Consider the following 12,918-nt stretch of genomic DNA (forward strand, 5'->3'; position numbering starts at 1 on the left):
ACTTGCGGAAAAACCGCCCGCCGGGCGGTTTTTTATCGGCGGTGCGGCACCTGATCCAAAGCGATATTTCCTGAAACCGGGGTCAGACCCCGGTTTCAGGAAACAAAAAGGCCGCCCAATCGGGCGGCCTCGTGCTTCACGCGCTTGCGCTTGCTTACCAGATGATCACGCGCTCCTTCGGTGCCAGGTACATCTTGTCGCCCGACTTCACGCGGAACGCTTCGTAGTAGCCGGGCTGGTTGCGCATCGTGCCGTTGGCGCGGAACTGGCCGGGCGCGTGCGGATCGGTCTTGATCTGCACGATCTGCGCCGGTTCGCGCATCTTCATGCGCCATACCTGCGCCCAGCCCATGTAGAAGCGCTGGTCGCCTGTCAGGTTGTCGATCACCGGCGCCTTCTTTCCCTTCAATGACAGCTTGTAGGCCTTGTAAGCCACCGCCAGGCCGGAGTTGTCGCCGATGTTTTCGCCCAGTGTCAGCTCGCCGTTGACGTTGTAGCCGGGCAGCGGGCTGTAGGCGCCGTACTGCGCCACCAGCTGGCCAGTCTTGGCCTTGAAGTTCTTGTGGTCGGCCGCGCTCCACCAGTCGCGCAGGTTGCCGTCGCCGTCGTACTGGGCGCCCTGGTCGTCGAAACCGTGGCTGATCTCGTGGCCGATCACGGCGCCGATGCCGCCGTAGTTGACCGCGTCATCCGCCTTCGGATCGAAGAACGGCGGCTGCAGGATCGAGGCCGGGAACACGATCTCGTTCATTTCCGGGTTGTAGTACGCGTTCACGGTCTGCGGCGTCATCAGCCACTCGTCGCGGTCGATCGGCTTGCCCAGCTTGTTCAACTCCTTGTTGTAGTTGAACTCGCTGGCGCGCTGCACGTTGCCCACCAGGTCGTCGCGCTTGACCGTCAGCGCCGAGTAGTCGCGCCACTTGTTCGGGTAGCCGATCTTGGTGGTGAACTTGGCCAGCTTGGCTTGCGCTTCCTTCTTCGTGGCCGGGGTCATCCAGTCCAGCGTGTTGATGCTTTGCCTGAACGCGGTCAGCAGGTTCTTCACCAGCACTTCCATGCGCGCCTTGTATTCTGGCGGGAAATGCTGCTGCACGTAGACCTTGCCGATCGCCTCGCCCACCGCGGCTTCCGTGGAGCTGACGGCGCGCTTCCAGCGCGGGCGGTTCTCGGTCGCGCCGGACAGCGTGGTGCCGTAGAACGCGAAGTTCTCGTCGACGAACACCTTCGACAGGTAAGGCGCCGCCTCATGGATCGCGTGCCACTGCGCATACGCCTTCAGCGTGTCCAGCGACGTATCGGCCAGCACCTTGTCCAGCGCCTGCAGGTAGGTCGGCTGGCTGACGATCACGTACGTGGCCTTGCCCTGCACGCCGGTGGCGGCCAGGTAGGCGTTCCAGTCGAAATTCGGCATCAGCTCGCCGACCTTGGCGATGTCGTACTTGTTGTACGCTTTCACCGGGTCGCGCAGTTCCACCTTGCTCCACTGGATTTTCGCGATCTCCGTCTCGAATGCCACGATCGCTTTCGCATTGGCGGCGGCGTTCGCGTCGCCGGCCAGCGTCAGCATCTTCGCCACGTGCGTTTCGTACTTGGCCAGCGCGTCGGCCAGTTTCGCGTCATCCTTCTTCAGGTAGTAATCGCGGTCGGGCAGGCCCAGGCCGTCCTGGAAGAAATCGGCCACATACTTGGTCGAATCCTTGTTGTCCTGGTGGATCGCGAAGCCGATCGGCGCCGTCACGCCGTAGCGGTTGAATTCGGCGAACAGTTGCGGCAGCGCCTTCTTGTCGGCCAGGCCGGCGATCTTCGCCAGCTCGTCCCTGATCGGCGTGATGCCCAGCTGTTCCACGCGCGCTTCATCCATGAAGCTGCCGTAGAAGTCGCCGATGCGCTGCTGGTCCGCATCCCTGGCGCTGGCGGCGGCATCCTCGATGATCTTGCGCAGTTGCGGCTGCACGTCGTCGTGCAGCTTGGCGAACGAACCCCAGCTCGACTTGTCGGCCGGGATCTCGGTGGTGGCCAGCCATTTGCCGTTGGTATGGACGAAGAAATCATCCTGGGCGCGCACGGATGGGTCGACATACTCGATCGCGATGCCGGATGCGGCCTTGCTGGTCGGAGCCTTGTCGGCCGCGCCGGCAACGCCGCAGACGCCGGCCAACAGGCCGAGCGTTAATGCACTTAACAGGTGTCGTTTCAAGGTATTTCCCTCTTGTTTGGACGATGGGTTTGACCGGACGGATGCCGGTCGGTCGACAATACCATACCCGCCTTTGGGCAATGGCGAAAAGACCACGGCCTGTGGTCTTTTCGCCGTGCCCGCAGGCGGCTTGCCAAGCCGTGTTACCAGATGATCACGCGCTCTTCCGGCTTCAGGTACAGCTTGTCGCCTTCCTTGACCCCGAACGCCTCGTAGAAGCCCGGCTGGTTGACCACGGTGCCGTTGGCGCGGAAGCGGCCCGGCGAATGCGGGTCGGTCTTCACCTGCACGATCTGCTGCGCCTCGCGCATCTTGGAGCGCCACACCTGGCCAAAGCCCATGTAGAAGCGCTGCTCGCCGGTCAGCTTGTCGATCACCGGCGCCGGTTGCCCGTTCAGCGACAGTTTATAGGCCTTGTACGCGATCGCCAGGCCCGAGTTGTCGGCGATGTTCTCGCCCAGCGTCAGCTTGCCGTTGACGTTGTAGCCCGGCAGCGGGCTGTAGCCGTCGTACTGCGCCACCAGGCGGTCGGTCTTCGCCTTGAAATTGGCGCGGTCGGTGTCGGTCCACCAGTTGCGCAGGTTGCCGTCGCCGTCGGACTGGCTGCCCGAATCGTCGAAGCCGTGGCTGATCTCGTGGCCGATCACGGCACCGATCGCGCCATAATTGACGGCGTCGTCGGCCTTCGCATCGAAAAACGGCGGCTGCAGGATCGCGGCCGGGAACACGATCTCGTTCGTGGTCGAGCGGTAGTAGGCGTTCACCGTCTGCGGCGTCATGCCCCACTCGGTGCGGTCGATCGGCTGGCCCAGTTTGTTGATGTTGCGGTCGTAGTCGAACTCGGCCGCGCGGCGCAGGTTGCCCAGCAGGTCGCCCTTGACGACCTTGAATGTCGAATAATCGCGCCATTTGTCCGGGTAGCCGATCTTCGGCGTGAACTTGGCCAGCTTGGCCTGCGCTTCCTTCTTCGTCTCGGGGCTCATCCAGTCCAGCGTGTCGATGCTCTGCCGGTAGGCCACCAGCAGGTTGTCGACGAGCCTTTCCATCCGTTCCTTGCGCTCGGCCGGGAAATGCCGCGCCACGTACAGCCGGCCCAGGCCTTCGCCGATCGAGCCTTCCACCACGCCCACGCCCCGCTTCCAGCGCGGCGGCTGTTCCGTCACGCCGGTCAGCACGGTGCCGTAGAACGCGAAGTGCGCATCGGCAAAGGGCTTCGACAGGTAAGGCGACGCATCGCGCAGCAGCTGCCACGTGAAGTACGACTTCCACGTGGCCAGGTCGGTGTCGTTCAGCGCCTTGACGAAGCCCTGCAGGTAGCCGGGCTGCATCACGATCACGTAATCCGTCTTGCCGGCCACGCCGGAAGCGGCCAGCGTGCCCTGCCAGTCATAGCCCGGCGCCAGTCCGGCCAACTGGTCGATCGATACCTTGTTGTAGCGCTTGACGGGGTCGCGGTTCTCCACCTTCGTCCACTGCGCCTGCGCCAGCGCGGTTTCCAGCGCCACGATGTTCTTCGCCTGCGCCGCGGAATCCTTGCCGCCGGCCAGCGTGAGCACCTTCGCGATGTGCAGCTCGTATTTCGCCAGCGCGTCGGCCAGCTTGGCATCGTCCTTCTTCAGGTAGTAATCGCGGTCCGGCAAGCCCAGGCCGCTCTGCGCCACGTAGGCCGCGTAGCGCGACGATTCGCGCGCATCCTGCGAAACGCGCACGGCATACGGCGTCACGACACCCAGGCGGTTCAGGTGCGCCACCAGCGCCGGGAGCGCCGACTTGTCCTTCACGGCGGCAATGCGCGCCAGCTCGCCGGCCAGCGGCTTCGTGCCCAGCGCATCGAGCTTCTTCTCGTCCAGGTAGCTGGCATACAGGTCGGCGATCTTCTGCTCGTCGCCCTGCAGCTTTTTCTTCTTGCCCAGTTCCTCGATGATGCCGCGCAGCTGCGGCAGCGTGTCGTCGCGCAGCTTCATGAACGAACCCCAGCTGGCCTTGTCGGCCGGGATCTCGGCCGTCTTCAGCCAGCCGCCATTCAGGTGCTCGAAGAAGTCGTCCTGCGGGCGCACGCCGTGGTCCATGTGCTCCGTTTCGATACCGGAAGACAGGGCGCTGCCGCCTGCGGCATCAGCCGCCATGGCGCCCGCGGCAAACTGGGAGCAATACAGGGAAAAGATCAGGGTGGAGAGGAGGTGTCGTTTCACGTGGCCGCTTTCTCGTTGAGGGAGCGGTCCTTCGTGGGGTCCGTTCCCGGGTTGCACTGGGTGTTTGGGCGCCTGCTCCGGACGGACCAGCCCGCATCCTGCATGCCGGTGCGCGGCGCCAGCCCGTTAGCGTACACGAGGTTGCCGCCGTGCGCACCCCCGCCCCGGGCCACGCCGGGCCATTCGCTGTCAACGGGCCCTGCGGCAGGCTCAGCGCCCGATATTGATGCCGCCGCCGATGCCGCCCATGCCGCCGCCACTTCCGCCGCCGCCCGGACCGCCGCGATGACCGCCGCCCTCGCCGCGCGGCGCGCCGCCGCCGCCGGTGCCCGGCCCTTCCGGCTTGCGCTGCAACTGCTCCGCCAGGAACACGGCCACCGCGCCGCGCTGGCTTTCGTCGAGCGCGTCGTTCACCGTCAGCCACCATTCGCGCAGCTGCTTTTCTTCGGCGGCCTCGGCGGCGTTCTCCGCGTCGAGCGCCCCGGTCAGCTCGCGCAGCTCGACGTTCTTGCCCTGCAGGGCCTGCAATGCGGCGGCCTGCATTTTCTCCGTGCGCGATTGCCGCTCGCGCAGCAGGGTGCGCGTCCGGCCTTCGGTCTGCTGCCACAAGGTCTGCTGGTTGGCGTTCAGCTTCAGCGCCTCCTTCAGTGCCGGCGCCATCATCAGCAGATCCTGCGCCCGCATCTCCGCCATCGGCAATGCGAATGCGGTGCCGGCCACCAGCAGCGCGGCGGCCAGCGCGGCCGCGCCCTTCTTCAACGTGTTCATGAATGCTCCATGCAAAAAAAAGCCTGCGCTTGGGGCGCAGGCTAAAACCACTTCAGGGTAGAGAGAAATACGGGCCCAGTGTAGGACGCGATTTCGTGTCATTCCGGCATTCTTACATTTACTTACTCTCATTAACGCAGTCGTACAAGTCATCAATAACCGCAATGTTTGCGGCGTGTTAAAACTGGAATCTGCGCAGCCGGTAAATCATGGTAAAGCCCGTGCGGCGGCTCACGCCGGCCGCCACACTCGCCGGAATTCGGGTTTATACTGGGCCAGCGGCGGTCGAGTGAGCGCTGCGTGTCTTGAAGGGCAACAACATGGGCAAGAAACTGAAGGCAGCACTCAATCGCGGCGGGCTGATCGGCGTGGGTGTCGTGGCCGGCATTGCCGTTTCACTGCAGTTTTCCGCAATGGCGCAGCGCGCGGAACCTGCCCTGCCGCTGGAAGAATTGCGCCAGCTGGCCGATGTCTACGGCCTGATCAAGTCCGATTACGTCGAGCAGGTCGAGGACAAGAAACTGCTGACCGAGGCCATCTCCGGCATGGTCGCCTCGCTCGACCCGCACTCGGCCTACCTCGACAAGAAAGCCTATGCCGAACTGCGCGAAGGTTCGCAGGGCCGCTTCGTGGGCCTGGGCATCGAAATCGCGCAGAGCGAAGGGGGCTATATCCGCATCGTGGCGCCGATCGAGGATTCGCCCGCCTACCGCGCCGGCATCAAGCCCGGCGACCTGATCACCCGCCTCGATTCGATACCGCTCAAAGGCTTGTCGCTCGATGAATCGGTGAAGAAAATGCGCGGCGAGCCGCACAGCAAGGTCACGCTGACGGTGCTGCGCGAAGATGAACCGCAACCGCTCACGTTCAGCCTGGTGCGCGAGGAGATCCTCCAGAAAAGCATCAAGGGCAGGATCATCGAACCGGGCTATGCCTGGCTGCGCGTGGCGCAGTTCCAGGAACCCACCGTGGACGACCTGGCCGCCAAGATCACCGAGCTGTACCGGCAGGATCCCAACCTGAAGGGCATGGTGCTGGACCTGCGCAACGATCCGGGCGGCGTGCTGCAGGGCGCGGTCGGCGTGGCCGCCGCGTTCCTGCCGAAGGATGCGGCCGTGGTGTCGACCAATGGCCAGCTGACCGATTCGAAGCAGGTCTACTATGCCCGCGCCGAATATTACTCGCTGCGCAGCGACAGCGACCCGCTGGCGCGGCTGCCCGAGGCCGTCAAGCGCGTGCCGCTGGCGGTGCTGGTGAACACGGGTTCGGCATCCGCATCCGAGATCGTGGCCGGCGCGCTGCAGGATTACAAGCGCGCCACGATCATCGGCACGCAAACGTTCGGCAAGGGTTCGGTGCAGACGATCCGCCAGCTGACGGCCGACACGGCGCTGAAACTGACCACGGCGCGCTATTACACGCCGCACGGGCGCGCGATCCAGGCCAAGGGCATCGCACCCGACCTGAAAGTGAATGAATACGCCGATGGCGACGGCCTGAACGCGCTGCGCATGCGCGAGGCCGACCTGACCCGGCACCTGGCGAACGACCGCGAAGCGGAAGCGTCGAAGGAACGCCGCGACGAACTGGAAGAACAGGCGCGCATCCTGGCGCTGGAGAAAAAGCGCAAGCCGCTCGAATACGGCGGCAGCGAGGATTTCCAGCTGGCGCAGGCCCTCAACCACCTGAAAGGCTTGCCGGTGCAAACGGCCAGGCCGGAATCGGCGATCGTGCAGGCGGCCATGAAGTGATCGCCTGCCGCGGGGCAGGTCAGCGACGGCGCCGGGTGCGCCGTTTTTTCCGTCGCCTTTCGATGCCGTTTCCCCGCAGTTTCCCACCTGAATCTTGGGGTAGAATCAGCGCCTCAGCGGCGCTTGCGCCCTTAACGAATTCGAAAGTTTGTTTATGAAACAAGCCGTTATCAGCGGTACCGGGCTATTCACGCCACCGCATGCAATCTCGAACGAAGAACTGGTGGAAGCGTTCAACGCCTACGTCGAATTGTTCAATGCGGAAAACGCCGCCGCCATCGCGGCCGGCACGGTCACGGCGCTGGAGCCGTCTTCCGCCGGGTTCATCGAGAAAGCATCGGGCATCAAGTCGCGCAACGTGATGGACAAGGCCGGCATCCTCGATCCGAAGCGGATGGCGCCGCGCATTCCCGAGCGCTCCAATGAAGAGCTGTCGCTGCAGGCGGAGATCTGCGTGGCCGCGGCGAAAGATGCGCTGGCCCGCGCCAACCGCCAGCCGGCCGATATCGACATGGTGATCGTGGCCTGCTCGAACATGCAGCGCGCCTACCCGGCCATGGCCATCGAAGTGCAGCAGGCGCTGGGCATCGACGGTTTCGGGTTCGACATGAACGTGGCCTGCTCCTCCGCCACGTTCGGCATCCAGACCGGCGCCACCGCCGTGCAGACCGGCCAGGCCCGCGCCGTGCTGGTGCTCAACCCCGAGATCACCAGCGGCCACCTCGATTACCGCGACCGCGACAGCCATTTCATCTTCGGCGACGCGTGCACGGCGATCGTGATCGAAGCGGCCGACGCGGCGCACTCGGCGCACCAGTTCGAGATCGTCGACATGAAGCTGAAAACGTCATTCTCCAACAACATCCGCAACAACTTCGGCTTCATGAACCGCTTCGACGACGCCGGCGTGGGCCAGCCCGACAAACTGTTCAAGCAGCAGGGCCGCAAGGTGTTCAAGGATGTGTGCCCGATGGCGGCCGAGATGATCAAGAACTCGATCGCCAGCGCCGGCCTGCAGGTCGAACAGATCAGCCGCTACTGGCTGCACCAGGCCAACCTGAACATGAACCAGCTGATCGCGCGCCTGATCCTGGGCCGCGATGCCACGGCCGATGAAGCGCCGGTGGTACTGGATACCTATGCAAACACGTCCTCGGCCGGCTCCATCATCGCCTTCCACAAGCACCAGGACGACCTGCCGGCCGGCGCGTATGGCGTGATCTGCTCGTTCGGCGCCGGCTACTCGATCGGCAGCGTCGTCGTGCGCAGGATCTGACGGCGCCGCATCCGGTCGCGCCGTTCCGGATGCCGGGGCGGCGAACGTGGCAGGTCGCCGCGGGCCACTGCAGGTCACAGCAGGTCCACAGTTGTATTACCGCGGGTTGACGGGCGGCACAGTTTATACTTTCGGCAAGGGGCGGCATCCGCCACTCCGCGACGCCACCGAAAGGAACCCCGCCTGCATGCCCCATGACGTCACCCTGATCACCACCATCGCGGCCGCGCTCGGCTTCGGTCTCGTCCTCGGCTTCATCGCCGCCCGCCTGAAACTTCCCGCCCTGGTCGGCTATCTCGCCGCCGGCATCCTGCTTGGTCCCACCACTCCCGGCTTCGTGGCCGATGCCGCGCTGGCCGGCCAGCTGGCCGAGATCGGCGTCATGCTGATGATGTTCGGCGTGGGCCTGCATTTCTCGCTGGACGACCTGTGGGAAGTGCGCAAGGTGGCGCTGCCCGGGGCCGTGCTGCAGATCGGCGCCGCCACCGCGATGGGCATGGGCCTGGCGCACTGGTGGGGCTGGTCGATCGGCGGCGGCCTGGTGTTCGGCCTGGCGCTGTCCGTCGCCAGTACCGTGGTGCTGCTGCGCGCGCTGGAGGAACGGGGCATCCTGGACACGTTCAACGGCCGCATCGCGGTCGGCTGGCTGGTCGTCGAGGACCTGGTCACCGTGATCGTCCTGGTGCTGCTGCCCGCGCTGGCGCCATCGCTGGGCGGCGACATGACCGGTGTCGATCCCGATGCCAGCATCTGGTGGACGCTGGCCGTCACGCTGGGCAAGGTGGCGATCTTCGTCGGTTTCATGCTGGTGGTGGGCCGCAAGCTGTTCCCGTGGATCCTGTGGCAGGTGGCGCGCACCGGCTCGCGCGAACTGTTCACGCTGTGCGTGATCGCGGCCGCGGTCGGCATTGCGTTCGGGGCCACGAAACTGTTCGGCATCTCGTTCGCGCTGGGCGCGTTCTTTGCCGGCATGGTGCTGCGCGAATCGGCACTGGCGCACCGCGCAGCCCAGGAGTCGCTGCCGCTGCGCGACGCGTTCGCGGTGCTGTTCTTCGTCTCCGTCGGCATGCTGTTCGAACCGGCCATCATCATGGAACAGCCGCTGCAACTGCTGGCCGTGGTGGCGATCGTCATTTTCGGCAAGTCGCTGGCCGCGTTCCTGCTGGTGGTGCTGCTGCGTTATCCGGCCAAGACGGCGCTGATGGTATCGGCCAGCCTGGCGCAGATCGGCGAATTCTCGTTCATCCTCGCCGCGCTGGGCATCTCGCTGAAGCTGATGCCGCACGACGGTCAAAGCCTGCTGCTGGCCGGCGCGATCATCTCGATCGCCCTGAACCCGCTGGTGTTCGCCGCCACCGGGCCGCTCGAGCGCTGGCTCGGCAGGAACAGGCTGCTGGCCGCGAAATTCGACCGGCCGGCCGACCCGCTGGCGGAATTGCCGATGACCACGGCGCGCACCAAGCTGTCCGGCCAGGTGGTACTGGTAGGCTACGGCCGCGTGGGCCAGCATATCGCCCGCACGCTCAACGAGAACGGCATCCACTACGTGGTGGCCGAGCAGAACCGCGAGAAGGTCGATGAGCTGCGGCGCAACGGCATCCCGGCCGTGGCCGGCAATGCGGCCGATCCGGCGGTGCTGATCCAGGCCCACATCGCGCACGCGAACATGCTGGTGATCGCCACGCCGGATACCTTCCACGTGCGCGCGATGATCGAAACCGCCCGCGCGCTGAACCCGGGCATCCGCACCGTCGTGCGCACCCACAGCGAGGAAGAAGCCGACCTGCTGCGGCAGGAACAGGCGGGCAAGATCTTCATCGGCGAACGCGTGCTGGCCGATGGCATGAGCGACTATGTGATCGACACGTTCCGCAAGCCGCACCCCACGGGACACTGACCCGCGAACCTGGCAGTAAGAAGTGGCACAGCATGGGTGCGCTGGTTAACGGTACACGTCTGCCAGCCTTGTATTCCACTGTCGCTTGCCGTACGCTGGAACCATGAGGCAACTGTTGCTGCTATTGTTGTTAGGGATTGGTGTGCCCGCGCTGGTGTTCGCGCAGGGCCCGCGCGCCGACGCGCCCAAGCTGCAGGTATCGGTCAAACGCATCATGCAGGATGCGCTCCACATGTACGAGATCGATGCCAGCGGTACCGTGCAGGCCCCGCTGCCCACCGTGTGGCGCATCCTGACCGGCTACGACCGGATGGAAGAATTCGTGCCGGACCTGGTGTCGTGCCGCGTGCTTTCACGTAACGGCAACGAGGTGATCATCGAGCAGTTCGGCAATGCGCGCTTCCTGTTCATGTCCCGGTCGATCCACCTGATCGTGCGGGCCACGGAGCAGCCCATGTCGTCGATCGACATCGCGCTCATTTCCGGCGACATGAAGCACTACGAATCACGCTGGGAACTGGTACCGGTGCCGGAAACGGGCGGCACTCGCGTGGTGTACACGGGCCGCATGATGCCCAACTTCTACGTGCCGGGCATTCTCGGCACGAACATCATCCGCGGCGACATCGAACGGATGATGGGTGCCGTGCTCGCCCGGCTCGACAAGGGTATCGCGCCGCGCGCGCTGCCGGTTGCCGGCAGCGACATCGCCCGCACCGGCGCTGCCGCGCTGCCGGCGCCGCGCTGAGCGTTGGGTGGCGGGGTAGCCGGGTAGCACAGCTTCCTACACGAGGTTCTGGTCCCGCGTCCGTACTTCGGCGAAATTCTCCAGGCTGCCGATCCGGATCACCACCGGGTTCATGCTGGCCTGCGCGTGCATCGGCCGCCAGGCGAATTTCCATTCCTGTTCCGCCGCATCCTGGGCCGCCATCGTGAAGGCCGAGCCAAGACGGGCGCGGCTGCCATACTCGACGGCGCCGTCGATGCCGGCCCAGTTCGGCAGCGTGCGCTGCACGGCACGGTGGATGCGCTCACCGAATTCCTCGGAATTATGAATGACGAGGCAGGCATCGGCGCCGAAATGGTCGAACAGGTCACGGCTCCATGCCTGCGAGAACGACAGCGTCAGGAAGCCCGCATCGGGCCGCAGCACGAAGTGCCCCAGGCTGAGCGCCTGGTCCAGTTCATTGCGCGGGCCGTAGCGGTGCAGGGTCGGGGGGCGTTGATAATCGTGCATGATAGGAAATAATTCGGAAATGATTCGTAAAATTCGTGGCAAAAGGTCGTAAAAACCCGGGGCGACCCGGTGGCGAGGCTGGAAACCGCGTGCCTATTCGCCGGCCCTGGGGGCCCGGCGCACATGGCGCATCGCGCGCATGGCGGCCGAGGCGATGAAGATCTCGCGCAGCAGGAAGCCGAAGCTCGCGATCAGGCTGCCTACCGACGCCGCGAACAGCCCGGCAATGTACTTGTCGAGGGTCACGTCGGTGGTATCGCCCACGAACAGCAGGGCGATCACGATGCCGATGAACAGGCCGCACAGCGTGGACAGCGTGATCGCCATGTTGATGTAGTGCGAGCGGCGGTACAGCACGTCCAGCTCGGTCAGGTAATGGTCGTTGTAGGCGATGTCGAGGCGGTCTTCGAGCACGCGCGAGCGGTCGATGATGCGTGCCAGGCGGTTGATCAGCACCATCAGGGCCGTGCACACGCCGTTCAGCAGGAAAACCGGCGCAATTGCCAGTTGAATGATGTGGCCGATATCGCCCAGCTGGATATTCATTGAATTTATAATAATCACTCCGCGGGACGATGGCCCGCTCCAGCCGCAAGTGTATCAGGGCCGCAGCACGGCAGCGACAACGTTACCGTGCCGGGTCATCAAAACCGTCCAAAGCGGCGGAATGCCTCGGTGGCCGCCACCAGCTCGCGGCTGATGCCCGTTTCCATCGCGCCGTGGCCCGCATCGGGCACCATTTTGACGATCGACCCCGGCCAGCGCTTGTGCAGCCGCCAGGCCGTTAACGGCGGGCAGATCACGTCATAGCGCCCCTGCACGATCACCGCCGGCAGGTGGGCGATGCGCTCCACGTTCTTCAGCAGCTGTTCATCCTCGAAGAAGCCCAGGTTGGCCATGTAATGCGCCTCCAGCCGGCCCAGGCCCAGGTCGAGCGTGTCGCAGGAAGGTTCTTCCGGCTGCGGCATCAGGAAAACGCGCCGGCCCTCGAAGCGGCTCCATGCCCGCACTGCCGGCCAGTAGATATCCGGATCGGGGTCCATGATGCGCCGGTAATAGGCCTGCAGCAGGTCGCCCCGCTCCTCCGGCGGAATGGCCGCGGCGAATTCCTCGTGGATCTCCGGGTGGAACCACTGCGCGCCGTCGATGAACCAGTCGATTTCCAGCGCCGTGCACAGGAAGATCCCGCGCAGCACGAAGCCCAGGCAGCGTTCCGGGTGTGTTTCACCGTAGGCCAGCGCCAGCGTCGACCCCCACGAGCCGCCGAACACCAGCCACTGGTCGATGCCCATCAGTGCACGCAGCTGCTCCATGTCCGACACCAGCAGCTGCGTGGTGTTCTGGCGCGTTTCGCCCACCGGCGTGGACTGGCCTGCGCCGCGCTGGTCGAACAGGATCACGCGGTAATGGCGCGGATCGAAGAAGCGCCGGTGCTGCGCCGACAGCCCGGCACCGGGTCCGCCATGCAGGAAGATTACCGGAATGCCCTGCGGGTTGCCCACCTCTTCCCAGTAGATCGTGTGCAGCGCGTCGACCTGCAGCATGCCGGTGCGCAGCGGCGCGACAGGCGGGAACAGGTAGGGAGAAGGATCGGACATGA

Annotated in this window: 10 protein-coding genes; 4 read left to right on the forward strand and 6 right to left on the reverse strand. The window is 65.0% G+C overall.

The window, feature by feature from the left end; genetic code table 11:
• Positions 1–154 precede the first annotated feature (154 nt).
• The 3 genes from GJV26_RS12760 to GJV26_RS12770 form a co-directional block, all read right to left on the reverse strand.
• Positions 155–2,197: a M13 family metallopeptidase gene (locus tag GJV26_RS12760; RefSeq protein WP_155709133.1), complete on the reverse strand. Its 2,043-nt coding sequence runs from the start codon at positions 2,195–2,197 to the stop codon at positions 155–157.
• Between the two features lie 143 nt (positions 2,198–2,340).
• Positions 2,341–4,389: a M13 family metallopeptidase gene (locus GJV26_RS12765; protein ID WP_371866466.1), complete on the reverse strand. Its 2,049-nt coding sequence runs from the start codon at positions 4,387–4,389 to the stop codon at positions 2,341–2,343.
• A 210-nt stretch (positions 4,390–4,599) separates the two neighbouring features.
• Positions 4,600–5,157, reverse strand: coding sequence for a hypothetical protein (locus GJV26_RS12770; protein WP_189441740.1), 558 nt, complete (start codon positions 5,155–5,157; stop codon positions 4,600–4,602).
• Positions 5,158–5,477: 320 nt separating this feature from the next.
• Here GJV26_RS12770 and GJV26_RS12775 point away from each other — a divergent pair, with 320 nt between their 5' ends.
• The 4 genes from GJV26_RS12775 (at position 5,478) to GJV26_RS12790 (ending at position 10,829) form a co-directional block, all read left to right on the forward strand.
• Complete coding sequence (locus GJV26_RS12775) at positions 5,478–6,908, forward strand: S41 family peptidase (protein WP_155709134.1); 1,431 nt, start codon at positions 5,478–5,480, stop codon at positions 6,906–6,908.
• 154 nt (positions 6,909–7,062) lie between these two features.
• A complete protein-coding gene (locus tag GJV26_RS12780) occupies positions 7,063–8,184 on the forward strand; it encodes a beta-ketoacyl-ACP synthase III (RefSeq protein WP_155709135.1) in 1,122 nt (373 codons plus the stop codon).
• Positions 8,185–8,371: 187 nt separating this feature from the next.
• Complete coding sequence (locus GJV26_RS12785; protein WP_155709136.1) at positions 8,372–10,081, forward strand: cation:proton antiporter domain-containing protein; 1,710 nt, start codon at positions 8,372–8,374, stop codon at positions 10,079–10,081.
• Positions 10,082–10,184: 103 nt separating this feature from the next.
• A complete protein-coding gene (locus GJV26_RS12790; protein WP_155709137.1) occupies positions 10,185–10,829 on the forward strand; it encodes an SRPBCC family protein in 645 nt (214 codons plus the stop codon).
• A gap of 36 nt (positions 10,830–10,865) precedes the next feature.
• Here GJV26_RS12790 and GJV26_RS12795 read toward each other — a convergent pair whose 3' ends face one another.
• The 3 genes from GJV26_RS12795 to pip form a co-directional block, all read right to left on the reverse strand.
• Positions 10,866–11,318, reverse strand: coding sequence for a hypothetical protein (locus GJV26_RS12795; RefSeq protein ID WP_155709138.1), 453 nt, complete (start codon positions 11,316–11,318; stop codon positions 10,866–10,868).
• A 93-nt stretch (positions 11,319–11,411) separates the two neighbouring features.
• The gene (locus tag GJV26_RS12800; protein ID WP_155709139.1) at positions 11,412–11,864 is read right to left on the reverse strand and encodes a DUF2721 domain-containing protein; all 453 of its coding nucleotides are present in this window, start codon (positions 11,862–11,864) and stop codon (positions 11,412–11,414) included.
• A 98-nt stretch (positions 11,865–11,962) separates the two neighbouring features.
• On the reverse strand, positions 11,963–12,916 hold the full coding sequence (pip, locus tag GJV26_RS12805) for a prolyl aminopeptidase (protein ID WP_155709140.1): 954 nt from the start codon (positions 12,914–12,916) through the stop codon (positions 11,963–11,965).
• Positions 12,917–12,918: the final 2 nt, after the last annotated feature.

It is taken from the genome of Pseudoduganella dura (assembly GCF_009727155.1).
Lineage (GTDB): Bacteria > Pseudomonadota > Gammaproteobacteria > Burkholderiales > Burkholderiaceae_D > Rugamonas > Rugamonas dura.